Origin of the sequence: Candidatus Magnetaquiglobus chichijimensis (genome assembly GCF_045865675.1) — a bacterium.
Taxonomy (GTDB): Bacteria; Pseudomonadota; Magnetococcia; order Magnetococcales; family Magnetaquicoccaceae; genus Magnetaquiglobus; species Magnetaquiglobus chichijimensis.
In genome coordinates this window covers 1595617-1620972 of the sequence record NZ_BAAFGK010000004.1, presented here as the reverse complement: position 1 = coordinate 1620972, position 25356 = coordinate 1595617, and the positions used below count along the sequence as shown (strand labels likewise).

The 25356-nt window shown below is 56.1% G+C and carries 20 protein-coding genes and 1 pseudogene; 13 read left to right on the top strand and 8 right to left on the bottom strand.

Going from position 1 to position 25356, the window contains the following annotated elements; genetic code table 11:
• Nucleotides 1–3 precede the first annotated feature (3 nt).
• From ACOY6C_RS11115 to ACOY6C_RS11090, 6 genes are all read left to right on the top strand, one after another.
• Nucleotides 4–948 carry an OmpA/MotB family protein gene (locus tag ACOY6C_RS11115; RefSeq protein ID WP_420905546.1) on the top strand — a complete coding sequence of 315 codons (945 nt, stop codon included), beginning with the start codon at nt 4–6 and terminating at the stop codon, nt 946–948.
• Nucleotides 945–2216 (top strand): EH signature domain-containing protein, encoded by a 1272-nt coding sequence (locus ACOY6C_RS11110; RefSeq protein ID WP_420905545.1) that lies wholly within the window; start codon nt 945–947, stop codon nt 2214–2216. The genes ACOY6C_RS11115 and ACOY6C_RS11110 overlap by 4 nt, the downstream gene beginning before the upstream one ends.
• 6 nt (nt 2217–2222) lie before the next feature.
• A complete protein-coding gene (locus ACOY6C_RS11105) occupies nt 2223–3110 on the top strand; it encodes an oxygen-binding di-iron domain-containing protein (protein ID WP_420905544.1) in 888 nt (295 codons plus the stop codon).
• On the top strand, nt 3107–4387 hold the full coding sequence (locus tag ACOY6C_RS11100; RefSeq protein WP_420905543.1) for a sensor histidine kinase: 1281 nt from the start codon (nt 3107–3109) through the stop codon (nt 4385–4387). Before ACOY6C_RS11105 ends, ACOY6C_RS11100 begins: the two co-directional genes overlap by 4 nt.
• Nucleotides 4388–4475: 88 nt before the next feature.
• Nucleotides 4476–6611, top strand: a complete 2136-nt coding sequence (feoB, locus tag ACOY6C_RS11095; RefSeq protein ID WP_420905542.1) for a ferrous iron transport protein B — start codon at nt 4476–4478, stop codon at nt 6609–6611.
• A gap of 272 nt (nt 6612–6883) precedes the next feature.
• The gene (locus ACOY6C_RS11090) at nt 6884–7885 is read left to right on the top strand and encodes a DUF4351 domain-containing protein (RefSeq protein ID WP_420905541.1); all 1002 of its coding nucleotides are present in this window, start codon (nt 6884–6886) and stop codon (nt 7883–7885) included.
• Nucleotides 7886–7944: 59 nt separating this feature from the next.
• Here the strand turns inward: ACOY6C_RS11090 and ACOY6C_RS11085 are convergent.
• From ACOY6C_RS11085 to ACOY6C_RS11075, 3 genes and pseudogenes are all read right to left on the bottom strand, one after another.
• A pseudogene (locus ACOY6C_RS11085) lies at nt 7945–9010 on the bottom strand (IS481 family transposase).
• 194 nt (nt 9011–9204) lie between these two features.
• Nucleotides 9205–12573: a hybrid sensor histidine kinase/response regulator gene (locus ACOY6C_RS11080; RefSeq protein ID WP_420905540.1), complete on the bottom strand. Its 3369-nt coding sequence runs from the start codon at nt 12571–12573 to the stop codon at nt 9205–9207.
• 20 nt (nt 12574–12593) lie between these two features.
• Nucleotides 12594–13493, bottom strand: coding sequence for a transporter substrate-binding domain-containing protein (locus ACOY6C_RS11075; protein ID WP_420905539.1), 900 nt, complete (start codon nt 13491–13493; stop codon nt 12594–12596).
• Nucleotides 13494–13862: 369 nt separating this feature from the next.
• On the opposite strand from ACOY6C_RS11075, the gene ACOY6C_RS11070 reads away from it, so the two are divergent.
• The 3 genes from ACOY6C_RS11070 to ACOY6C_RS11060 all read left to right on the top strand — a co-directional run bounded on the left by ACOY6C_RS11070 (nt 13863) and on the right by ACOY6C_RS11060 (nt 15828).
• The gene (locus ACOY6C_RS11070) at nt 13863–14132 is read left to right on the top strand and encodes a hypothetical protein (protein WP_420905538.1); all 270 of its coding nucleotides are present in this window, start codon (nt 13863–13865) and stop codon (nt 14130–14132) included.
• A 593-nt stretch (nt 14133–14725) separates the two neighbouring features.
• Nucleotides 14726–15460 (top strand): hypothetical protein, encoded by a 735-nt coding sequence (locus ACOY6C_RS11065; protein ID WP_420905537.1) that lies wholly within the window; start codon nt 14726–14728, stop codon nt 15458–15460.
• Entirely contained in the window at nt 15460–15828 is a 369-nt protein-coding gene (locus tag ACOY6C_RS11060; protein WP_420905536.1) for a hypothetical protein, read from the top strand. The genes ACOY6C_RS11065 and ACOY6C_RS11060 overlap by 1 nt, the downstream gene beginning before the upstream one ends.
• Before the next feature lie 347 nt (nt 15829–16175).
• Here ACOY6C_RS11060 and ACOY6C_RS11055 read toward each other — a convergent pair whose 3' ends face one another.
• Nucleotides 16176–16622, bottom strand: coding sequence for a Cd(II)/Pb(II)-responsive transcriptional regulator (locus ACOY6C_RS11055; RefSeq protein ID WP_420905535.1), 447 nt, complete (start codon nt 16620–16622; stop codon nt 16176–16178).
• A gap of 152 nt (nt 16623–16774) precedes the next feature.
• Here ACOY6C_RS11055 and ACOY6C_RS11050 point away from each other — a divergent pair, with 152 nt between their 5' ends.
• From ACOY6C_RS11050 to ACOY6C_RS11035, 4 genes are all read left to right on the top strand, one after another.
• A complete protein-coding gene (locus ACOY6C_RS11050; protein WP_420905534.1) occupies nt 16775–18934 on the top strand; it encodes a heavy metal translocating P-type ATPase in 2160 nt (719 codons plus the stop codon).
• A gap of 481 nt (nt 18935–19415) precedes the next feature.
• Nucleotides 19416–19799, top strand: coding sequence for a PilZ domain-containing protein (locus ACOY6C_RS11045; RefSeq protein ID WP_420905533.1), 384 nt, complete (start codon nt 19416–19418; stop codon nt 19797–19799).
• 21 nt (nt 19800–19820) lie between these two features.
• Nucleotides 19821–21149: an ATP-binding response regulator gene (locus ACOY6C_RS11040; RefSeq protein WP_420905532.1), complete on the top strand. Its 1329-nt coding sequence runs from the start codon at nt 19821–19823 to the stop codon at nt 21147–21149.
• An 8-nt stretch (nt 21150–21157) separates the two neighbouring features.
• Nucleotides 21158–21937: an ATP-binding response regulator gene (locus ACOY6C_RS11035; protein ID WP_420905531.1), complete on the top strand. Its 780-nt coding sequence runs from the start codon at nt 21158–21160 to the stop codon at nt 21935–21937.
• Nucleotides 21938–21958: 21 nt separating this feature from the next.
• Here the strand turns inward: ACOY6C_RS11035 and ACOY6C_RS11030 are convergent, their stop codons facing one another.
• Genes ACOY6C_RS11030 through ACOY6C_RS11015 form a run of 4 tightly spaced genes read right to left on the bottom strand, consistent with a single transcriptional unit; the run spans nt 21959 to nt 25354 of the window.
• The gene (locus ACOY6C_RS11030; protein ID WP_420905530.1) at nt 21959–22987 is read right to left on the bottom strand and encodes an HD-GYP domain-containing protein; all 1029 of its coding nucleotides are present in this window, start codon (nt 22985–22987) and stop codon (nt 21959–21961) included.
• Nucleotides 22984–23859, bottom strand: a complete 876-nt coding sequence (locus ACOY6C_RS11025) for a GGDEF domain-containing response regulator (protein ID WP_420905529.1) — start codon at nt 23857–23859, stop codon at nt 22984–22986. The genes ACOY6C_RS11030 and ACOY6C_RS11025 overlap by 4 nt, the downstream gene beginning before the upstream one ends.
• Nucleotides 23852–24463: a response regulator gene (locus ACOY6C_RS11020; RefSeq protein WP_420905528.1), complete on the bottom strand. Its 612-nt coding sequence runs from the start codon at nt 24461–24463 to the stop codon at nt 23852–23854. The genes ACOY6C_RS11025 and ACOY6C_RS11020 overlap by 8 nt, the downstream gene beginning before the upstream one ends.
• Nucleotides 24464–24511: 48 nt before the next feature.
• A complete protein-coding gene (locus tag ACOY6C_RS11015; RefSeq protein WP_420905527.1) occupies nt 24512–25354 on the bottom strand; it encodes a response regulator in 843 nt (280 codons plus the stop codon).
• Nucleotides 25355–25356 lie beyond the last annotated feature (2 nt).

The window sequence follows — 25356 nt, the reverse complement described above, 5'->3', positions numbered from 1 at the left end:
GCCATGTATCAGCGCAGACGCGAAACCCGAGGCCCGCAGTATACCGCGCACGACTATTCCATCTCGATCAGCGATGTGATGTCGGCGTTGTTGTATGTGTTCATTGTGATCCTGATCATCTTCTCCTTCAACATGGGCAACTCCGAGAGCGACTTCCGCTCCGAATATGAGAAGGCCACCCGGGAGCGCGAAGCGATCAAGAAACTGCACGAGGAACAGAGCGAAAAATTAAAGAAACTCGAAGTCGGGATTGTCGAGCTGCGCGATCTGGCCGCGAATCTGAAACGGGATCTGGACCAGCACATGGCCAAGACCAGTCAACTGCTTCATCAACTGCTGACCGACATCCATCATGACCTGCAGGTCGAGAATGTCCAGGTGTTCATCGACCCGAACCACGGCATTCTGCGTCTGCCCAACGAGGTGCTCTTTCCCCTGGGTGTGGCGCAATTTGCCCCAGGCGGCGAGGAGACGCTCACCAAGCTCGCCCGCGTCCTGCAACGCCATCTGCCCTGCTATGCCGGCTCGATCGACAAGGCGCAGCGTCCGTCGTTCTGCGAGGAGCGCCAATGGAATCCTGGCACCCTGGATGCGGTCTTCATCGAAGGACACACGGATAACATCCCGCTTGGCAAGGCCAATCCCTTTGCCAACAACCTGCACCTCTCCGGCATGCGCGCCATCAAGACCTTCGAGACCATTCTGGGGGGCGATCGGGGAACCTCGCCGCTCAAGGATTTGCGCAATCAGAAGGGACAACCGGTCTTTGGCATCAGCGGTTATGGCGAGCACCGTCCGGTGATTTCCCACGACACCCCAACTGCGGAACCGGCCAATCGCCGCATCGACATCCGCTTCTTTCTGGTCAATCCCAAACCGCCTGCGGTCATTCCCCAACTCTTCGGAGAGTTGGACCGCCTGACACAGAAACTCGACGCCCTGAAATGAGCCTGAAACGCGCCATCTTCGCTTATCAGCAAGCGTTCTTCTTTCCGGTCAACCTGCCGGTCGGCAGTCGGGTGGCGCTGGCCGAACAGAAATTGGCCGACCTGTTCACGCAGAACAACTTTACCCGCCTGCCGGTGGAGGATCTGCAAGTCGGTCTGTTGCGTGTGGCCGAGTGGATCGCGCAACACGACGGCATCGATGGACTCGCACGCAAGGATTTGAAGAAACTGCCCTGGTTTCTGTTCGAGGAGTTGGGGCAGGGGGTGACCCTGGCAGATCTGCCGGGGGTGTTGCCCGCGTGGCTGGCGTGGTTTGGCGATCATCCTTCCAGCGGGACGCTCTGGGCACTGCTCTATCAGGTGCTGGTCAAACCGCTGTCAACCGCGCAACGGACGCTGCTCCATCCGGTGATCCGCGCGAGCATGGCGGGCAGTGCCCATCCCAAATGGCAACTCTGGCGTGAGCGCTGCCAACGCTTTCATCTGCTGGAGCTGGATGGACCGGATCGTCTGGCGGCGCGCATCTATCAGGGGGAGATGACCTTCGAGACCATCTGCCGGGATGCGGGATTGCAGGGTGAACTGGCCAGTGGCGGGTTCGCGCAACGTATCCTGCAAAGTTTGTTGAGCGTCATGCCGTCGTATGCCGACAGTCGCACCGGTCTGAAACTGGATCGCCTCAAGGCGCTGTTACAGGGCTTTCGCGATCAACAGGGCCGATTTTTGCAGATCATCCCCGGATTCCAGTCGCAACTCGCCGAGGTGCTGTTGCGCCCCTTCATCGATCGGGAGCCGGAGGCCAATCTGAAGAATCTGGTGCGGGATTTTCTCATCAAGAGTCTGGGCGACCCCCGTACCCATCCCGCAGCCTGGCAGAGCGTCGATCCCAAGGCTCGTCAGGTGATGACCCTGTGGGTCTCTGGAAGACCTTCCCGGGTTGATGACAAGTTGTGGATGTTCATCGAAGAGGCCAACAAGCAGATCTCCGGCCTGGAAGCGGATTTCTACCAGATCAAGAAACAGATTGCCGCCGTGCCATCCAATCTGTTGGCCCAATCGGTCCAACGCCTGAACGCGATTGTCGGCGTGGCGCAATTTTTTAACCTGTTTGAGGTGATCAATACCTGTCGGACCATCGAATCCACCTTGCAGCGCATCCAACAGCCGGGGGGCGGCCAGGCTCACCTGGTGGATGAAATCTTCGACCGGCTGGCACAGTTGCAGAGTGCCGTGCGGGATGTGCCCGGATTCATCTTCCATGGACGATGACGCGCCATGGATGCCTTAGCCCCGACAGGTGCCGCCATGGCGACAGCCGAACGTCCCATCCCCATTCATGACCGTCCGATCCGCATCGCAAACAATGTCTATTGGGTCGGGTATGACGATCCGGTCAGTCGCATGTCCTGCAATCCCTATCTGCTGGTTGACCAGGATGAGGCGGTGTTGATCGATGGCGGAAGCCGTCCGGATTTCAGTACGGTGATGCGCAAAATTCTCCAGGCCGGCGTGGCGCCATCCCGGATTCACTACCTCATCTATCAGCATTACGATCCGGATCTGTGTGGCAGTCTGCCCAACCTGGAGGAGATGATCGACCGGGCGGATCTGAAAATCATCTCCAAGAGTGAGAATAACTATTTTATCAAACATTATGGTTGCAAATCCGTTCTGCACTGCATCGATGCCATGGAGCGGCGCCTGACCCTGCCCTCGGGGAGAACGTTGCAGTTCATCCCGACGCCCTATGCCCACTCTGCCGGCAGTTTCATGACCTGGGACGCCCAGGCGCGGATTCTGTTCACCAGCGATCTGTTCGGCGGGGTCTCTGTGTGCGGGGAGAGCGATCAACTCTTTTTGCAACTTCCGGCAGTGTGCCACACCTGCAATCATGCGTGTCACCAGCGTCAAACCCTGCAGTGCGACCAGACCCGCCAACCCTGTCCCGTGGTCGGCATCTGCCAGTTCCATCGCCAGGTCATGCCGTCGTGCCGCGCGGTGCGTTTGGCTTTGTCCCAGGTGCAAGCCATCGATCCGGCCATCATTGCGCCGCAGCATGGGGCACTGTTCAACAATCCGGCGGATATCTCCCTGGTGGCCAACTGTTTGCAGAGCATGAACGACATCGGAATCGATGGCGTGCTGATGGAACATCCCTCATGACCAACCTGCAAGCCCTGCTGCTGGAATGTGCCGGCGTCTCCGATCCGCTGATGAGCCAAATGTTGCATGTGGTACTCGAACAAAAGGCGCGCCTGACGGAGAACCAGTTGTATCACGACCTGCTGGTTGAGTTGATCGGCCAGTTGGTGGAATCCGAACAGCAATTGGCGCAGCACAAAGAGTCTCTCTTGTTGGCCAAAGAGGCGCTGGAAGCCCAGAATCGCCAACTGATCGAATTGGATCGCATCAAACAGGATGTGGAATTGATCGCCCGGCATGACCTCAAATCTCCGTTGAACGGGATCATCGGTTGTGCGGATCTGCTGCTGGCAACCACGCTTTCGGCTGAACAGCAGCGCCATCTCCAGAGCATCCGCAAGGCGGGCATGTCGGCCTTGCACATGATCAACCTCTCCCTCGGACTCTACCGGATGGAGCAGGGCAACTACCCGCTCCAAGCCGTGCCCGTGGATCTCGTACCGGTACTCGAAGCGATCCGCGAAGATGCAAGGGCGTTGACAAACAGCAATGATTTGTATTTAGATATTCTTCTGGAGTCCGTCCTGCTCAAGGCGGGTGATGCTTTTCTGGTCCGTGGCGAGGAGTTGCTCTGCTACTCGATGTTTGCCAACCTGATCAAGAATGCCCTGGAGGCAGCTCCCATGGCCTCTACGGTGCGTGTCCTGCTTTTTGCAACAGCTAAATATGGAGTAATTCTCATTCACAATTATGGCGAGGTTCCAAAGAGGGTGCGACCGCGTTTTTTCGAGAAATATACCACCTCGGGCAAGCGCACTGGCACCGGTTTGGGCACCTATTCGGCCCGATTGATCTGCGAAACCATGGGGGGACAGATCGCCATGTGCTCCTCGCAAGCCGAGGGCACCCGCATTATTGTCGCACTCCCCGCCGGCGGGGAAGATTGCCCCTGCCAGACGCTTGAGCCGGAGGTGCTGGAGCCGTGGAAGCACCTGTCCATCGCCGAGGTGTCAGGTGTTGCCAGGGAACCTGGACCTGAGTCCGGGAAAGAGGCCTTTCGGGTGGAGTCTTTGGCGTTGTTGGCCCAGTTGCGGCGCGCCATCGTCGCACAGGATCTGGATGGGGCTTTGGAGAAGAGTGCCGCGTTGAAGCGATTGGCCACCGTTGCCGGGGTTGCAGGGGTATCCGCACCCGCGCTGCGCCTCAGAGGGGTGATCGAGGTGGAGAGTTGGGAGGAGGCGGAACAGGCTTTTTTAAAACTGGAGAGGCGCGTCCAAATGGAGATCGCGCTTCGGTGATTGTTTCCCGAAAGGAAGATCGACCATGGATCGGACAGGATCGTGGTGATTGCCGGGCCATTCGTTTTTTTTTGCAGGAGTTGCAGGTATGTCAGATGTCTCTCCCACGGTCACGGTTGGCCTGATCGGCAACCCAAACAGCGGCAAAACCACCTTGTTCAATCGTCTGTGTGGTGCCCATGCGCCGGTGGCCAACTATCCGCGCGTGACGGTCATGGTGCACGAGCAGGTGTTCGAGCACGATGGCATGCGCTTTTTGCTGGCCGATCTTCCGGGACTCTATGCCCTCACCACGCAAACGCCGGAAGAGAGTGGCGCGCGCGATCACCTGCATGCCGAGCGTTCGTCGATTCTGGTGAATGTGTTGGATGCGGGCAATCTGGAACGTTCGCTGTTTCTCACCACGCAACTGGTGGAAATGGGCAGACCGATCCTCTTTGTGCTCAACATGATCGACGAGGCGGAGCGGCGCTGGCTGACCATCGATGCCGAGGGTTTGTCCAAACGGCTGGGTGGACCGGTGGTCAAGGTGAATGGGGTGAGCGGCGCGGGACTCGACCATCTGCGCGCCGCCCTGGTGAAGATCGCCCGTGCCATGCCCCACCATCCGGCCCCCCTGGTGATCGACTACGATGATCATCTGGCGGCGGCCATTGAACGGGTGCAAGGTTTGATTCACCAATTGCATCCCGACTCCATGGAGCCGCATCAGAGCCGTTGGCTGGCGATCAAACTGCTGGAAGGGGATGACGCGCTGTTGCGACGCGAAGGGGATCATGCCCATCTGTTGACGCTGGTGAATCGCGAGCGACTGGAGTTGGCACGGGAACACGGAGGCGAGTGCGAAATGCTTTTTGCCGATGCCCGTTTCGCCCATGTGCAGGGGTTGATCGCCGCGTGTGCCCGTCGCGCGGAACCGTTGGACACCCCGGACTGGACCGGTCGTCTCGATCGTTGGCTGCTGCATCGGGTGTGGGGTCTGCCGCTGTTCGTCGGCTTTTTGTGGGTGATGTTTCAGACCACCTTCACGTTGGGGAAATATCCCACCAGCCTCATTGAGTCGGTGGTCGCCTGGGTCAAGGGGATCGCCGATGGGCTGATTCCGGAAGGCATGCTGCACGATCTGCTGATCAACGGGGTGATCGCCGGCGTGGGCGGCACGATCATCTTTCTGCCCAATGTGGTGATCCTGTTTTTTTTCATGGCGATGTTCAGCGAGAGCGGCTATCTCACCCGTGCCGCCTTTCTGATGGATCGGCTGATGCATGCCTTCGGCCTGCATGGCAAGGCATTGATTCCGCTGGTGGTGGGCTTTGGCTGCAACGTTCCGGGGGTGCTGGCCGCCCGTACTATCGAAAGTCCCCGCGCCCGGTTGATCACCATTCTGGTCAACCCTTTCGTGCTGTGCGCGGCGCGTCTGCCGGTGTTCATTCTGTTCGCCGGGGCCTTTTTCAGTGAGGTGGCCGCCACCATGGTGTTTTTGATGTACATGATCAGCATCGGCATGGCCATGGTCGGATCGGTGCTGCTCAACCGCATGCTGCCCAAGGGCATGAAGGAGAGCTTCATCATGGAGTTGCCGCCCTATCGCCTGCCGACCTGGCGCTCCTTAAGCCGCCAGATGTGGGACAATGCGCTGGATTTTCTTAACAAGATCGGCGGGGTGATTCTGGTGGGATCCATGGTGCTCTGGTTCATGAAGGAGTTTCCCAAGGAGATCGACTGGAGCATGGATTTTGCCACGCACATCGAACAGTTGAAACGCGAACCGGAAAGCCCGCAACGTGACGAGGCGATTGCCAAACTGACACGGCAGCAGGCGCAGGAGTCTTTGTCCAACAGCTACCTGGGTCGCATCGCCCATGCGGTAAGCCCGGTCTTCGCCCCGCTGGAGTTCACCTGGCGCGATACCGTGGCCATCCTGACTGGCTTCATGGCCAAGGAGGTGGTTGTCGCCAGTTATGCGGTGCTCTACGCCGAAGAGCGCGAAGAGGCAGCCCAGTCCGCCACGCTGCGCGAACAGTTGTCCAAGGCGATGTCAGCGCGGGTGGCCTTTGCCTTCATGGTGTTCACCCTGCTTTACTCCCCCTGTCTGGCCACCATCGCCGCCATCCGCCGCGAGGCCGGCAGTTGGGGCTGGGCCGGTTTTTCGGTGCTCTTCTCCCTCTCCATCGCCTGGAGTCTGGCCTTTCTGGTGGTGTCGTTTGGGAGGTTGTTTTCTTGAAATTTCTCTCGACCCACAGGCATGGCGTCTTCCCCATACCTGATCCGGACTCCGGGATCTGAGTTGCCGGTGGTCGGTGGAGGATCTGATGAACAGGATGCGTGAACGGGGGTGAGGAGAGAAAACGATCCCGGTCTGACCGGATGAAGATCTTTCGCACAATGGACTTGCCGAATGGCATGAATTGACAGATGATGATCTTAATAATGCTCCTGGGATGTGGTTGAGGCAGCCTTGGAAACACTCCTAAGCAGGGGTGATGGAGAGGGTCCATGCAGGAGAATGAGGGTAACCGAGTCACAGATGAGTTCGACACCCCATGGAAGGATATCCTGGTGCCGTATCTCCGGGAGTTCCTGGCCTTCTTTCTGCCGGAGGCTCATGATGGGATCGACTGGGAGCACGGGTTCGAATTTCTCGACAAGGAGTTGTCCCGCATCACCCGTGAAGCGCAGATCGGCGACCGGGTCATGGACAAGTTGGTCAAGGTGTGGCGCCGGGACGGTGTCGAGCTGTGGGTGCTCATCCACATCGAGATCCAGGGAGATCGGAAGTCGAACTTTGCCGAAGGCATGTATGTCTACCAGTACAGGGCCTATGACCTCTACCAGGTTCCGGTTGTAGGTCTGGCCATTCTGGCGGACGAAGAATCTGGATGGCGGCCAACGGAATACCAGTACGAACTTTGGGGCACGAAGCAGAGTTACCGCTTCACGGCAGTCAAGCTGATCGATCATCCAGAGGCAGAACTCGAGCACTCCACCAACCCGTTTGCCATGGTCACGTTGGCCCACATTCAGGCCAAACAGACCCGCCACCAACCCGAGGAACGCTATCAAGCCAAGAGACGTTTGATTCGCCAATTGTATGAACACGGTTATGATCGCCAACAGGTGATCGATCTTTTCCGCTTCATCGACTGGGTGCTGCATCTACCGAAGGCGCTGGATGAACAGTTGGTGACGGAGATCATTGAAATCGAGGAGAGCCAGAAAATGCCATATATTTCAAGCGTTGAAAGAATTGGTGAAGAACGTGGCAGGATGATGGGGATCCAGATTGGCCGCCAAGAAGGCCGCCAGGAAGGCCGCCAGGAAGGTCGCCAGGAAGAAGCCTCTTCCATGCTGCTCAAACAGATGCGTCGCAAGTTTGGCTCGACGCCGGATTGGGTGACCGAGAAGGTGCGGTCGGCGGATTTGGAACTGCTCGGTGTGTGGAGCGAAAACGTCCTGTTCGCCAACTCGATGGATGAGGTATTCATCGACCGGCATTGACCGGAGAAATACCCTCCAAATTCTCTGTACTTGTCAAGACTTGATCTGACAAACTCGACCTATACGACAGCTCGTTTGTCTGTCTGGTGAAGTCGTTCCAGGATCTTTTCCTGGGCCAGTTTCTTGCTATCCAGAAATGTCTGCATCGAGGTCTTGCCGTAGCAGTACTTACCAGAGTGGACTCTTTCATTGTTGTATAGATCGATCCAGGCGTCCAGGTCCGCTTGCAACTCATCAAGGCTGGTGAAGAGTTTCTTACGAAACTCGACGCTGTAGAACTCATCCAGTAACGTTTTATGAAATCGCTCGCAGATACCGTTGGTCTGCGGTGATCGTGCTTTGGTTCGGGAGTGGTCTATATCCTCTACAGCCAAATAGAGTTGAAATTCATGGTGTTCTCTATTACCACAGTACTCGGTTCCTCGGTCTGTCAGAATGCGCAATAGAGGCACGTCCTGCTCTTCATACCACGGAATCACGCGATCATTGAGCATGTCCGCCGCCACCAGAGCGTTCTTGCGGTCATAGAGCTTGGCGAATGCTACCTTGGCGTAAGTATCGATAAATGTCTGTTGGTAGATGCGTCCCACGCCCTTGATCGTCCCGACGTAATAGGTATCCTGGGCACCAAGATAGCCAGGATGCTCGGTCTCGATCTCACCATGGGCTTCCTTCTCTATCTTTGGCCTTCTCCAGAGCCTTCAGTTGATCTTCCGTCAGAATGCCGCCCTCTTGGGCTACCTTGACCTCCAGAGCCTTGAGACGCTTCTTGAAAATTTCCAAATCGTGCCGCAGCCAGACCGACCGAACCCCGCCAGGAGAGATGAATATTCCTCTCTTCTTCAATTCGTTAGATACGCGGAACTGTCCATAGGCCGGAAATTCGATAGCCATCCGTACCACCGCTTGTTCGACATCTGGGTCAACACGGTTCTTCAGAATAGGCTTCTTACGGCTGATTTCCTGGAGTGCACGTGTGCCGCCCTTGTCGTAAAGCGCTTTGAAACGGTAAAAGCTATCCCTGGAGTAGCCCATCACCTTGCACGCCTGCGACACACTCCCCAGCATCTCGGCCAGATTCAACAATCCCACCTTGTTCTTGATGATCTTCTCTTCGGCATTCATCGCTGACATCCTCCTTGGTTGGTTTGAGACCATCCTACCAGAAATGTCAGATTAAGTCTTGCCTAATACACTTAAAGCGCGTTCCTGACCTGAACGGTTTCCCATGGCGTTCCCCTTTGAATTTGTTGTTGAGTCGCTCAACTCCAACATGCCGAATCTGAAGGCGGAACGCTTGTCTTTTCATTTGGTTGCGGCTATGCCGAGCTATGATCCCGGTTCAAAGCCTCCAGTTGTCCGGCAATCGTCTGCAGCAGAGGCAATGCCTCTTTCAAGCGATACTTCTGGATGAGATTGCTCAACTGTTCCAGGGAGTCCCGAAGCGGTTCCGGCCAGTGGACGCGCCGCATCTCCTCCAGAATCGGCATGCAGGGACGGGGTTTGCGTTCAAGAATCAACGGTTCCAATTCCCGCAGTCTGGTCAACAACTGGCCATGGTCCTGGGGCAGTGGTTTTTGCAGGGAGACGGTTGGACCTGTTCCCTTGGGGCGGGCCAGGGCCCCTTCGATGGTCTTGACCGCCTGATCCAGAGCCTCTTTCATGTCGATCAGAGCTTCTGTCAATCCTGTGGCAGGATCTTCCCCCCGGGAGAGGGCCCTCTCCACCTGGGCACTGGCCTTCTGCAGCGCGTTACAGCCAAGATTGCCCGCCAATCCCTTCAAGGTGTGGGCGCCTCGCTGCGCCTCCTGGTTTTTGCCCTCGACCAGGGCCTGTTCGATCCGGATCGCCGCATCTTTTTCCTTGAGCAGGAATTTCTCCAGCAGATTCAAATAGAGTTTCTGATTGCCCCCCAGCCGAGCCAGGGCCCGGGTCAGATCGAAACCGGGCAGCTGCAAATGGGTCGAGGGGATCTCGACCGGCGGACTGGGCGCGCCAGACGGACTGGCCAACGCTTCGGAGGGATGGAGATGACGCACCAACGTGGCCATCAACTGGGAGACGTCGATGGGCTTGGAAATGTAGTCGTTCATGCCCTGTTGCAGGCAGCGCTCCCGTTCACCGCTCATGGCATTGGCGGTCATGGCGATGATCGGAATCTGCCGACCCTCAACCATGCTGCGGATGACGCGAGTGGCCTCGTAGCCATCCAACAGAGGCATCTGGATGTCCATCAGGATGGCCTGGAAGGAGGATTGACCCGTCATGATGTCGATGGCCTCCTGGCCATTGCCGACAATGGTCACCTGGAAACCGGCCATGACCAGCAACTCCTCGGCGACCTGCTGATTGATCTCGTTGTCCTCCACCAGCAGCAGATGGTTGCCCCGCAGGGCGGCAATCCGGTGGTCAAAGCCGCCGTCTGCCGGATGCTCCCGGTGACGGGTGGTCAGGGCCGCGTTGCCAAAGGCCACCATGATGGCGTCAAACAACTGAGAATGGCTGAAGGGCTTGGTGAGATAACCATCCAGCAGGCACCCTATGGCCTCATCCCGGACTTGGGATTGATCGTAGGCGGTGAGCAGGATCACCTTGGGCTGCTTCTCCGGTTCAGAGAGCATGCGTATGCGCCGGGTGCATTCAAGCCCGTCCAGACCGGGCATTTTCCAGTCCATGATCACCAGTCCGAAGGGGACATGTGTTTCCAGGGAGTGTTCCAGAAGCGACAAGGCCAGTTCGCCGTTGGCCACGCTGGTTGTCTCCAGGGAGAAATCCCGCAAGGCCTGTTCGATAATCTCCCGGGCCATGGGGTTGTCATCCACCACCAGGGCGCGGCGTCCCTTGGCCAAAGCCTCCGTGGGGAGCAGCAGCGGTTTGACCGCCGGTGGATCACCGATCCGGAACCGGGCGGTGAAGGAAAATCGGCTGCCCTCTCCGGGACGACTGGTCACGGTGAATTCCCCCCGCATCATCTCCACCAGCCGACGGCTGATTGAAAGCCCCAGACCCGTACCGCCAAAACGGCGGGTGGTGGAGGTGTCTGCCTGGGAAAACGGCTTGAAGAGTTTGTCCATCTGCTCCTGGGTCAAACCGATCCCGGAGTCCTGGATGGTGAAACGCAAGGTCACCTCCGAGTCCAGATCTTCCGCCAGATCGATCCGGACGATCACCTCTCCGGAAGCGGTGAACTTGATGGCGTTGCCGGCCAGATTCACCAGCACCTGTTCCAGGCGCAACGGGTCGCCGGTGAGGTTCAGGGGAATGCGCTGGTCGATGCGATGGAGAAATTCCAGCCCCTTTTCCTGGGCCTTGAAGATCATCAACGTACTCAGATGGTCGATCACGTCGTCCAGACGGAAGGAGACCTGCTCCATTTCCAGCCGTCCCGCCTCGATTTTGGAGAAATCCAAAATGTCGTTGAGAATCCGCAACAGGGAGTGGGCGGCGGCGTTGATCTTTTCCACATAATCCTGCTGCTTGGGCTGCAACTCCGTGCGCAGACACAGATGGGTCATGCCGATGATGGCATTCATAGGGGTTCGGATTTCGTGGCTCATGTTGGCCAGAAATTCGCTTTTGGCCCGATTGGAGTCGTCAGCCTGTCTTTTGCTGATTCGCAACTCCTTGGTCAGTTTTTCCAGGGCTGCGGTTTTGTCCCGCAGCGTGGCTTCCACCTCCTGGCGTTTGCGGATCTCATTTTCCAGGACATGGTTCATCTGCTGCAGTTGTGCCCGTTGCCGGTCGGTCTCCTCAAACCGCTGGGTCAGACGGAGGGTACGTCGTCGCTGGAACTCGAACAGCAGCACGCTGATCAGCAGAATCGGCGGTACCACGCTGGAGGCCAGCAGAAAACTCCGTGAGGTCAGATGACCATAGATCCGCGCCTCTTCCACCATGGTCACCTGCGCCAGACCGGTACCCTGAATCGTCAGCTTGACGGCGACAGCCTCCATCGGCGTCCGGGAGGGATCCGAGGTTAAATGGATGCCAATCAGTTGTCCGATCCTGATGTGCTGGATCTCCTGCAGGGTCTCCGGGGAGAGTCTCCTGTCGTGGAGGGAGGCCGAATTGCCATGCTCTTGCATCAACAGCAGATGGTAGCCATTCTGGTTTTCGGATTCCGGAGGCAGCAGCGCGGCAAACGCCCCCTGGGCCAGCAAATGGCCCCGCAAGGCGTTCTTGAAGAGGATCGGGGCCTTCACAACGAGTTGACGCTGCGACAGATCGATGTCGATGGCCGGGGCATAGTGTCCGGATGGAATGCTGGTCTGCCACGCTTCGGGGCCATCAAGGGTATCGGCCAGGATCTTTCCATCGGGATCCAGCATGGTCAGACGCAGAAAATTTAGTCCCTCGCCCAGGCTCGGGTTTTCCAGTGCGTTGAGAAAACGTTCCCGAATGGTCTCCAGATTGGCATTGAGACCATATCGAGGGGACATGCCCAGATCCTGATTGGTCAGATAGGTATCGATCTCCCGGCCTTTGGTCAGTTCAATGATGTATTCCAGTTGACCGGTCAGCCGGGAGGATGTCTCCGCAGTTTGACGCATCGCCTCGTTGAGAAAACGCTGATCTGCGGCCTGTCGCAACTGTTCCTGGCTCTCGTAACCGTGCCACAGCAGGGTCGAAGCGTAGATGAAAAACCCCAGAGAGAGGAAAACCGGCAAAGATGGCAGGTTTTTTTGCATGCCGGGTTTCTCCAGGATCCCTATTTCTTGACTGTGAAGAATTCCGGGAAGTAGTTCTTGATGCCTGGATAATATTTTTTCACAATGGCATCATAGCGGCCATCCTGACGAATCTTGCGCAGATAGTCGTCAAAGGCGGCGCGAAGATGCGGGGCATTCTTGGGAAAGGCCGCCGCCATCTCCTGCACCTGGGAGACCGGACCAATCACCTTGATCTTGCCGGTCCATTTTTGCAGGTCGATCAGGGCGTCGGCCACATCCAGTAGGGAAAGTTCCGCATCCTGGTTGAGCAGGGCCGGCACCATTTCGTTGAGGTTGGTGTTCTTGGTGTATTTCCGCAGGTCCAGACCTTTGTCCTTCAGGCCATACAGTCCCGGATCCAGACAGGTTTTTTCCATCACCAGCAGGCTTTTCCCGCCGATCATTCCCTTGGTCTGCTGGATGTCCTGGTTGAGATCCTGGCTCCCCTGGATGGGAGACAAGGGTGAATCGGCGCGGGCGATGAGCCATACTTGGGTGGGAAAGATGGACGCGGAAAAATCCACCACCTTCTGTCTCCAGGGGAGCACGGTGTAACCGGTGGAGATCATGTCCCCCAGCACGGGATACTCCCCTTCCAGCAGCACATCGTCCCCTTTACGTACCACCTGTTTTCCGAGCAAATCTTTAAGAATGTTGTCAAAATCGGTAAGAACCAGGGTGTAACGCACCCCCAGACTCTTGGCGAAACCCTGGATGATCTCCACATCCATGCCATCCCCGGAACCGGTGACAAAATTGGCGTAGCGGATGCCCAGGTGGCGCAACTCTCCCCGGGCCTGGATCTCCTGCAGATCCGCCCGAGCGTTCAGGGGAAGATAAAAAAACGCAATCAGCAACCATAACCGCAGGATCCAGAGGGGCGGATGATGGGAGGTCATACAAGGAACTCCTTAAGGCAGGGGGTGGATTCTTGTAATGAATACTAAGTAAGATTTTTTTGAAAAAGTTGACATATTATTGCAATTTTTGCAAGTAAAAATGGACCGCCCAGTGAAAAAAATTCAAAAAAGCCGTTCCTCCAGGCACAAGGCGTTGGCAACCCGGTGATTGCCACAGGGTTGCAGGGCCAAGGCTGTGTACTACTGACCCCAGGAATCTGCGTAGCCCGCGAAGTTTTTCTTCAAGATGCCAATTTTGTTAGAGATTAAGTACTTGAATTCTTGGCGGTGATGAGAGCAGTAACGATGTTTCGGCCGTTGTCAGTGACTTGATAACGATGGGTGCCGGTGATTCATAATGTGGTCTCTATGCTGCAATATCAGATCAAGCGATATGCCAACCATTTCGAAGTGAGTTTTCCCGATGAATTGCCCACCCTGACCAAGGCGATGTCGGCGCGGGTGGCCTTTGCCTTCATGGTGTTCACTCTACTTTACTCCCCCTGTCTGGCCACCATCGCCGCCATCCGCCGCGAGGCCGGCAGTTGGGGCTGGGCCGGTTTTTCGGTGCTCTTCTCCCTCTCCATCGCCTGGAGTCTGGCATTCCTTGTGGTGTCGTTTGGGAGGTTGTTTTCTTGAAATTTCTCTCGACCCACAGGCATGGCGTCTTCCCCATACCTGATCCGGACTCCGGGATCTGAGTTGCCGGTGGTCGGTGGAGGATCTGATGAACAGGATGCGTGAACGGGGGTGAGGAGAGAAAACGATCCCGGTCTGACTGGATGAAGATCTTTCGCACAATGGACTTGCCGAATGGCATGAATTGACAGATGATGATCTTAACAATGCTCCTGGGATGTGGTTGAGGCAGCCTTGGAAACACTCCTAAGCAAGGGTGATGGAGAGGGTCCATGCAGGAGAATGAGGGTAACCGAGTCACAGATGAGTTCGACACCCCATGGAAGGATATCCTGGTGCCGTATCTCCGGCCGGGAAATCCGGGAAATCGGGGGACACGGGAAATCCGGGAAATCGGGGGACACCATACGCATTTCCCTTATGGCTATAAATTCAATCGGTATAGTGTTCCCCGATTTTAGTCTTAAATATATGGTGCATTTGGATGTCGCATGAAACTAAAGGGTAAGAATTCGGGTAAGAAACTTTGAATCAAATGCCGCATCGCAAAGATTATGAATTATTGAACGTTCGAATAAAATAGGTAACTTAAGATGCCAAATCCGTTGCCAAACAGTGTAATGCTGTTAGATGAACTTGAAAAACTATTCAATATGCAAATTATTGATGAATTATCTTTAAGGAGACTTAAAGATAGAGTATCGAGGCAAACATTAAAGGACGATTCTTATTATTGTTTGGAGATGGTAATTGCTTGTCTTTACTACGATTTGGAGTCATTAGAAAAATCTTACAATAAAATCTCAAACAAGACTTCCTTTTTTTCTAACTATGTTGCATGTAGACAAAGAATTGGAGCAGTGAACGAGGATATAATTCAATATTTTATTAAATATATAGAAAAAGCAATGTGTAATAGGTTGGACATATTAAATGTTATTCATGCTTCTTACGTATTTGGCATGTATGATTCTTTACCAGAATTATTTCAGATATTAGGAAGAGTAAATTTGTCAGACAAAAAGAGTGAAGAGCAAAATTACAAAGACGTAGATTGTGTTTTAAAAAGAAATCCCATTAATAAAGAAATTATTCGTAGTTCTAACATTGAGGCGATGAATCTTGTCGCTAAGAATCGATTTCATATTGCTGGGTATTTTGTGATGGTCCCATCTGAATACGACGGGATTCATAAAACGCTTATGATTAGGGGAACTCCAGAACAAGTTTATCAACTTGAAGATTCATGGATTGTTACGCACGGCAATAGATCTGGAAGTATTGAATCAATATTCTTTGAGCCATGGCCAATGAGGGAGTCTTGTTAATGGGTATTTCATTCAAAGATTTAGACGATGAATCTCAAGAACTGCTTCAAAGTGCTAGTAATGAAGCAAGGTTTAGAACAGCGGCTAGCAAGTTTTATTATTTTGCGTACCATATGTGTCGCACTTGCTTACCTGATGTGAAAGCAAGTGGCAATTATGGCATGCATAAAACGTTCTACAAGGGATTGCAAAACGTAGATGATTTAGCAATAATAGGGTCAAGACTGGAAAAATTACATGCTCTTCGAGTGAACGCTGACTATCATCTTAAGGAAATTTTTTCAAGCAGCCATTTGAAGCGTGCTAAAGATTTGTCTGATTCAATTTCAAATGATATAAAGTGTTTTCTTTCAGAAAGAGGAAAATAAATCCTGTGCGGGAATTTCGGGGATCCCATACCATTCAGTCGCCGGATGCCCTGTCTCGACAACCCTGCTGTTGACAAAATCCGAACAAATCCGGAAATCCCGGAAATCCGGGGACACCATACTATCCCGGAAATCCGGAAATCCGGAAATCCCGGAAATCCGGGGACACCATACTGATTAAATTGATAGCCATAAGGGAAATGTGTATGGTGTCCCCCAATTTCGGAACAAGGGAAAATGTATAGAGTCCCCCGATTTTGCCCCGATTTCGCAGCACCACACCGCCTGAACTGGCGGTTTTTTTGTGCCTGAAAATCCCCATCTCCCGCCTTTTGGGTGGTGGCACGTCACGATTGACTCATCCCCACCGGTTTGGCGTGGCAGGGACAGGGAGCGCCTCGGGCGGCGTCATTGAGGGAACGCAGGATGCCGCAGCGACGGTTGGTCTGCCGTTGCTCGCACTCTCCGCGCAAAAGCATCAACTGCTCCTTGAGCATTCCCATGGCGGTGATCTGCGCATCCACCCGCACGATCTGCACATCGAGCAGGGCGTTCACGCCTGCGCAGTCTCCATCCGGATGGTGGCGAAAATTCAACAACTGCCGGATTTCGATCAGTTTCATGCCCAACGAACGGCAGTGCCGCACGAACTGCAACGTCTCCAGATGGGGCGCATCATAACGGCGGTAGCCGGAACTCTCCCGCTCTGGCTCTGCCAACAACCCCTCGCGCTCGTAGTAACGCACGGTTTCCACATCACAACCCGCCCGTCGGGCCAGTTCGCCGATTCGCATGACATGCTCCTGAAAAATAGGCTTGACTCTGTAGCTGCTACAGGGTGTGTAATGATCGCACGATTTCCCGAACCGATCCACAGGAGAAATGCATGCCTTCCCAATCAACGACGACCTGCTGCTCTGGACCTTGCGCTTCCGAGAGTGCCACCGTGTCATCCGGGCTGCCTTTTCCGGATGTGCTGGATGGCGACCGTATGGTGTTGCGGGTCTCCCGACTCTGCTGTCCCACGGAGGCCGATCTGATCCGCAAGGCTTTGATGGACATGAAAGAGATTCTGCACCTTGACTTCGATTTCATCCGCCGGGAATTGATGGTGATCCATCGCGGAGCCAATCGAAGCATGATTTGCGCTGCCCTGCGTACCGTGAACATGGAACCGGACCCGGATCCGACGGTGGCCGATACGCTTCCGGGCCGTTCGCTCCCGCCCCGGACCGGCGTTTCCCGTCGGGAGTGGACGATCACGACCGTTGCCGGCCTGGCCGCCCTGGTGGCGGAAGGGTTGGTCTGGGGCGGGCTGGACGAGCAATCGCCATGGATCGTCGCTCTGGCCCTGGCATCGCTTTCAGTCGGAGGTGTGGGCACTTTGAAGCGCGGCTGGATCGCCATGCGTCATGTTTCCCTCAACATCCATTTTTTGATGAGTCTGGCGGTGTTGGGGGCCATGGCTCTGGGCCAGTGGCCCGAAGCGGCCATGGTGGTTTTTCTGTTTGGTCTGGCCGAGCGCATCGAGGCGCTCTCCATGGACCGGGCGCGCCATGCCATCCGGGGGCTGATGGCCCTGGCGCCGGAAACGGCCACCCTCCGCAACGCCACCGGGGAATGGGAGAGTGTGGCCGCATCTTCGGTGAGCGTCGGCAGCGTTCTCCGGGTCAAACCGGGGGAGCGCATCGCTCTGGACGGTGTGGTGACGGATGGGCGTTCCGATGTCAACCAGGCCCCGATCACCGGGGAGAGCGTGCCTGTCATGAAGGAGACCGGTCAGCCCCTTTTTGCCGGATCGATCAACGGTTCCGGTGTGCTGGAGTTTCGCGTTACCGCCGATTTTCGCCACTCCACCCTGGCCAGGATCATCGACACCGTGCAGGAGGCTCAGGCCAAACGGGCGCCCATGCAGCGTTTCGTGGACCGGTTCGCCCGTTACTACACCCCGGCGGTGGTGGGCATCGCGATGGGCATCGCTCTCCTGCCGCCGTTGCTGTTCGGCGCCCCCTTTTCGGTATGGGTCTACAACGCCCTGGTGATGCTGGTGGTGGCCTGCCCGTGCGCGTTGGTGATCTCCACCCCGGTGACGGTGGTCAGTGGCCTGGCCGCCGGGGCGCGGCGGGGCATCCTGATCAAGGGTGGGTTGTATCTGGAGCAGGCCCATGCCCTGCGTGCCGTGGCCCTGGACAAGACCGGCACCCTCACCCACGGTCAGTTGGAGATGACGGATTGCGTGGTCCTGAATGATCATGACAAAGAGAAGGTGCTGCGGCTGGCCGCGAGTCTGGCATCCCACTCCGAGCATCCGGTATCCGCCGCGATCCTGGCATCCTGGGGAAAAGAACGACCATTGCTCCAGGTGCGTCATTTCGAAGCCCTGGCCGGGCGGGGCGTGCGGGGAACGATCGCCGGAGAGGTTCATCATTTGGGCAATCATCGCCTGTTGGAGGAGTTGGGACTGTGCCGCCCGGAGGTGGAGAAGATCCTTCTGCCTCTGGAACAGGATGAAAAGACGGTGGTGGTGCTCTCATCTTTTTGTGAACCGTTGGCGATCATCGCCGTGGCTGACCGGATGCGGGCAGGCGCACCTCAGGCCGTGGAGCGGCTGCGAAAGTTGGGCATCACCGTGACCATGCTGACCGGCGACAACACGGCCACCGCCACAGCAATCGCCCGTCATGCCGGTATCGACGACGTGCGCGCCGAACGGCTTCCTGAGGAGAAACTGCGCGCCATCGAAGGGTTGATGGGTCGATTCGGGGTGGTCGCCATGGTGGGCGATGGCATCAACGACGCCCCGGCCCTGGCACGGGCATCCATCGGTATCGCCATGGGCGCCACGGGCACGGATACCGCTTTGGAAACCGCCGACGTGGCGATCATGAACGACGATTTGGGCAAAGTGGCCGAGTTTGTGCGCCTGGGTCGAGCCACCCGGCGGATTCTGTGGGAGAACATCGCCCTGGCTTTGGGCATCAAGAGTTTTTTTCTGATTCTGGCCGGATTGGGCGTGGCCACTTTGTGGATGGCGGTACTGGCCGACATGGGCACCAGTCTGCTGGTGATCTTCAATGGACGGCGCTTGCTGCGCTTTTTCGCCTGAGCAGAACGACGGTCACAAACAAATGACAAGCACCAAGAAGGGCGTTTTGCAACTCTTCCGTACAGTCGGAGCCACAAGGTACCGTTGCCATGAAAGAGCGGTGGAATGTCCGTGCCGTAACGATTGTTCTGGATTCACCCTGGGATTTCTATTGCATTGATGGATCGCTCGGCGTGATAATAAAAAAGTGGTAACCATTCAGAACTCCGCCAAATGTAGGAGGCATGAATGGTTGCCAAGCGCGAAAGAACCTCCTTTATCGTGGAACTCCCGTCAGGGGAGGGCACGGTACGGGGGGTGAGGGGGATCCCCCCATCATGCAAGTTAGAGCGCGCCAAAAGCTAAAGTCGAACCCTCGGAGGCGCCGCTTCCGAACCTCCGTCGGGAACCTTGCAGTCCCCGGTCCCCTGCAATCACGGGGATCCTGAACAGTCGCGAAAAAATAGTCTTTTCTCTCCAAGATCAAATGTCGGGAACAGTTATGAGCAGGGAACGACGAACGCATATTCGGGTTGCTTTCTCAATCAAGGCTGCTTTTCATTGCCGCACAGGGTTTCTGTACAATGTCCCTGTGGTCGATATCAGTTCCGGTGGGATCCGGATGGATATTCCTATTTCAGATCAGTTCTTGAGTTGCAAGGATGGTGTGCTGAAACTGTTCGTTCAACCTCAATTCCTGTTCAACATAACCCCCTATGTGTTGGAAATGCCTTGTCGATTGGCGTGGTTCAATGATTCTGGAGTGGGTGTCGAGTTCATCAATCCGGAAACGGAGATCGTGGATAGTATTGATGACATGATTACGACTGCTTCGCACAGAGAACGATGCCATTCTGTTCCAGAAAGAGCCATGTCACGGATATAATTTTCAACCAGGATGTGCGCAATGAACGGGATTGAACGACCACCTGAAAAGAAAATCATGGTTTTCAAGAAAAAAAGTGAAGCGCGCACGGAACATGACAAGCCATCCGGATCTTTGTGGAAGATCATTGTGGTGGATGATGATCCCCAGATTCATATCCTGACGGAAGAGGTGTTGCGCGATTTTACGTTCGAGGGGCGCCATTTATGGTTGATTACGGGGTATTCCGGTCAGGAAGCGCGAGAACTGTTGAGAAAACATGAGGATGCGGCGGTCATTCTGCTGGATGTGGTCATGGAGACCAATCATGCCGGTCTGGATGTCGTGAAATTCATCCGGGAAGAACTTCGTAACCAGAATTTGCGGATTTTGTTGCGGACCGGTCAGGCCGGTCAGTTCCCGGAAGAAAAGATCTTTGAAGAATATGATATCAATAACTTTTTAGAAAAGACCGATCTTACCAGCCGGAGATTGAAAACAGCGCTCAAGGTTGCCTTGCGCGCGCATCGGGATATCCGTGAGCTCGATTTGGCCCGGCAACGGGAGGTCGAATTGCGCCGGGCCGCGGATGCGGCCAGTCAGGCGAAATCCAATTTTCTGCACATGATGAGTCACGAACTTCGCACCCCTCTGCAAGGGACCAAGGGGCCGTTCGAAGAGTTCAAAAGTCAGTTCCATCTGTTCGTCGGTATGAAGAGACTCCAGGCGCTGATTGGCTCCATGCACGATGAAAACCTGAAGAGCCAATTCACCGCCGCTCTCCAGGAGACACGCGACGAGGTGGAAGAGATCGCTTCGCAAGGGCTGAAATCCGTGGAGCATCTCCTGGGGTTGATCGAAGATGTGCTGGATTTTGCCCGCATCGAGGCCGGCAAATTGACGCTCTCCATCACGCCCCATCCGGTCCGTCAACCGATTCAGGATGTCCTCGCCACCTTGCGCCCCCTGGCCGACAAAAAAGGATTGCAGATGGTGGTGCGTCTGGATGAGGATTTCTCCGTGCTTGCCGATGGAAAACGGTTCAAGCAGATCCTGTTCAACGTGCTGGGCAATGCCATCAAGTTCACCAGCGCGGGATCCGTCACCCTGTCGGTCGTTCGAGAGGAACGCCATGCGTCGTTCTGCATCGCGGATACCGGGTGCGGCATTCCTCCGGACAAGCTCTCTCTCATCTTCGAGGCGTTCGAGCAGATTGACAACTCTGCGACCCGTCAAGCCGGGGGCACGGGGCTGGGGTTGCCCATCACGCGTGAACTGGTGCGCAGACAGGGTGGAGAGATCCAGGTGCGGAGCACTCCGGGTCAGGGGGCTCATTTTACCTTCACATTGCCATTGTCTCTGGAAGGATAATTATAATCATGCCTGGTATTTTGATTGTCGATGACAACCGCGAAGAGGTGCGTCAACCCCTGAAAAGACAATTGGGCCGCGTCTTTGGTGAAGAACGCATCCTGGAGGCGGCGAATGGCCGCATGGCGGTCGAAATGGTTGCCAGGCATCGTCCGGAGGTGATCATCCTGGATGTCATGATGCCGCTCATGGACGGGATTGAGGCCTGCCGGGTGATTCGCTCCTTGCCGGAGAACAACGGCACGTACATCATCATGCTGACGGGCCGGGAGGGAGGTCTGCCCGAAGGGCTTGAAGTGGGCGCCGACGTCTATCTGCGCAAACCCTGTTCGTTCGAGGAGTTGCTCGCCATCGTGCAAAAAGGCATGGCGGCAGTGGCCGAATACCAGGCCAATCTGGAAAAGCAGCAGGTCTTGGAAAATCAGGTCGGCAATCTGAATGAAAGCCGTTGGGCCTTTCAGGATATCATCACGTCGTTGAGTGTCGGATTGATTCTGTGTGCGCCAACCCCGCTTGGACGAATCCGCTACATGAATCCTGCGGCTGTCCGGTTGATCGGGCGTCCGGCGCAGGAGTTGCGTGATCTTCCGGTAGGGCAACTGTTTTCAGAAAGCGATATGGGACCGCTTCTGGAGGATCTGCTCGCCAATACCAAGGCAAGGGAGATCCCGAAGACCATGCGGACCGGATCGGGAAAAGGGGTGCCGGTATTGCTGTCGGGACGGGTTATTTGCGATTCCAGGGGACAGGAGAAGTGGATCATGCTGGAGGTGCGGACGCTGGATTGAAAACAGTACGGCCCATCCATCTCAACGCTGAACGAACGCCTCTTTGATGCGGAGAATTTCCGGAAGAATGCCCCGAAAAAGTTCCAACATTTTCGGATCGAAATGGGATCCACTGTCCTTGTGCATGACTTCCACGGCCTTCTCCACCGGCCACTCCTCCTTGTAGGGGCGTTTCATGGTCAAGGCATCGAACACGTCGGCCACGCTGACGATGCGCGCCCAAACCGAAATCGCATCTCCCTGGATCCCCTGCGGGTATCCCTGTCCATCCCAACGTTCGTGATGTTGATGGGCGATCAGTGCGCCCATCTGAAACAGAGGATCCTGGCTTTCCAACAGGATATCCCGGCCAATAAGGGTATGGGTTTTCATGGACTGCCATTCGTCGGCATTCAGTTTGCCGGGTTTTTTCAGAATGGAGTCCGGAATGCCGATCTTGCCGATGTCGTGCATCGGTGCAGCCATTTGCAGCAAGTCGCACTCCCTCTGGGAGGCCTTGGCAGCCACGGCCAACGCCTGGGCATACGCGGACATGCGCCAGATATGCACCCCGGTATCGGTATCGTTGAATTCGCCGGCGCGGGCCAGCATGTAGATGGTCTCCCGGCGACTCTCCTCCAGCGCTCGGGTGCGTTCCCGTACCGTGACCTCCAAGGAATCGCTGTAGCGTTTCTGGGCGCGTTGCATCTGGCTCAAGGAGGCGAAGGTCTGGACGCGCGAGATGACCTCTTCGTTTTCGAAGGGTTTGTGCAGATAATCCACGGCGCCCTGTTCCCGTGCCAGGCTGCGATGCGCGCCGCTGTCCAGAAGAAAGAGCACAGGAATCTCCTGGCTTTCCGGGATTTCGTCCCGCATGCGGGTGCAGACCATCCCGCCATCGGCGAGACGGATTTTCTCATCCAGCAGGATCACATCCGGCTTGCGTTGCCGGGTGGCGAAGAGGGTTTTCTCCCCATCGAGCGCAATGGCGATTTCGAACTGTTTTTCCAGGATTCTGGCCAGCGGGCGGATTTCCGTCAGAGCCGCCGCGATGAGGACCAGGGGTTTCATGTCGGCGGATCTCTTTCCGGGTCGGCGGTGACGACCCGGTTGCGTCCGGCGTTTTTGGCGGCGTACAAAGCCTGATCGGCCCGGGTCACCAGATTTTCTGGATGGCGCGTGGTGGTGGCCACGCCGAAACTGGCGGTTACCTGGCCGGCTTGCGGGAACGTGTATTCAACCATGGCCTGGTGCAGACGCTGGGCGATTTCCAGAGCCTTGTCCTCGGAGGCTCCGGGAAGCAGCAGCAGGAACTCTTCGCCGCCATAACGCACGAAAAGATCGCTCTTGCGACTGCTTTTTTTGAGAAGTTGCGCGGCATCGTGCAGCACGATGTCCCCAACGGCATGACCAAAGGTATCGTTGATCTTCTTGAAATGATCGATATCGAACATGATCGCGGAGAGCGGTTGCGGCATGCGGTGCAGTTTGGCCGCCTCCAGGGTGAACACCGCGTCGAAGATGCGGCGCAGAAAGAGTCCGGTCAAGAGATCCTGCATGGAAAACAGGCGGTTGCGTGTGACCTCGATTCCTTTTTCGATTTGGGCGACCAGATCGTCGATGTCGTAGGGTTTGCGGAAATAGACATCGGCGCCGGCGCGCAATCCGGCGGCGATGCCGCCATCCCGTCCCGAAAGAATGATGATGTATCCCAGATTCAGAGGATTGGAACGAAAGGTTCGGCAGAAATCGTAGCCGTCCCGCTCGGGCATCATGAGATCGGTGATCACCACGTCGATGCTCTCCTGTTCGGCGTATTGAAGAGCAGCGGTGACGCTGGTCACGCCCTCGACGTTTTCGCCACCGAACACCCGGCCCAGTTGTCGTACCAAAGGGGTGAGAATCCGGTCCTCTTCGTCATCGACGATCAGGATTTTACCCATCGTGACGCTTGCCCTCTTCGTGGGATTCGATGGCCTTGATCGCGGCGATGAGATTTTGTCCGAGATTGCGGGAGGCGGAGAGAATCTCCCGCACCTCCGATTCATTGCCCCGGATGCGATCTGCGGCGGCAAAAATGGAGCGACCGCTGGCTGAAGCCAGGTTGAGATGCCCTTTGACCAACTCGAGCGTTTTGCGCAGATGGCCCAATTCCACATTCAGGGCCATGCCCACGGCGCGACGGATCTTTTGGTCGATTTCGTTCAGATTCACGGGTTTGGAGATGTAATCCGTGCCCCGTGCCTTCATGAATTCCACCGCCACTTCCGTGGATCCGACTCCGCTCATCATGATGACCGGCATCTCCGGGAAGGTGGCGCGGATTTTGTGGAACAGTTCCAGACCATCCGCGAAGGGCATGTTGTAATCGGTGACCACCACGTCGATCGGCGTCTCCTTGAGCTTGGCAAAGGCGCCAGCCGCATTGACGCTGGTGTGCACCACGTAGCCCAAACGGGTGAGAGAGCGCACCAGAGTGCTCAACTCCTCTTCCACCTTGTCGTCCACGATCAGAATTCGGCCTTCCCGTTCTTTTTTGTCTTCCATGGGGTTGTTCCTTTATCGAATGAAGCGTGTGCGTCGCGATCGATTATGCTATGCCCCTGCCACGCGTACCATGCCCCCACCCTGAAGTTGCGCCTGATTCAGGGCATCCTCGGCCAGTTGCATCAACAGCCCTTCCGCAAAATCGAAGCTGGCCACGCCAAAGCTGGCCGTCAGTGGTTTGTGACCGGGAAAGTCGCTCTCTGCGACCCGTTTGCACAAACGGTTGGCAATCCCCAGAGCATGGGCCGGTGGCGTGCTTGGCAACATCACCACGAAGTCATGACCGCCCAGATAGGCCACCCGATCACTCTCCCGAAAGGAGAGCAGGCGGGAGACCGCACGCAGCAGTTCGTCGTCCGGTTCCGCTTCCGATACGGGCAGGTCGAGACGAAACCGGATGAGGGAAAAATTGAGTTCGTAACGGGTGGCGCGGGCCAATTCACCCGCCAACAGGGAATCCAGGAAAAAGGATTCGTTGAACAGTCCGGTCACCGGATCCATGGCCGGAACGCTGCGTTCCTTGGACTGCTTGAGCCCCTTGCGCACGAAGGCGGTCAGTTCGTCGATGTCGTAGGGTTTGCGCACATAGGCGTCCGCGCCGATATCCAGACCTTCCGCCAACCCGCCTTCGCGGCCTGTCAGCATGATGATGTAGAGTCCGCTGAACTGCGGTTTGCTGCGGATCAGACGGCAGGCGGAGATGCCATCCATGACCGGCATCATGACATCCAGCAGGATGACCATGGGGTGTTCGCGTTCCACGAGTTCCAGGGCCTGCTGACCGTTTTCCGCTTCCAGGATCTTGTCCGGACCGAAGATGCGCCCCATTTGCCGGACCAGCGGACGTCGGATCTCCCGTTCATTGTCATCGACGATCAGAATTTTGGTCATTG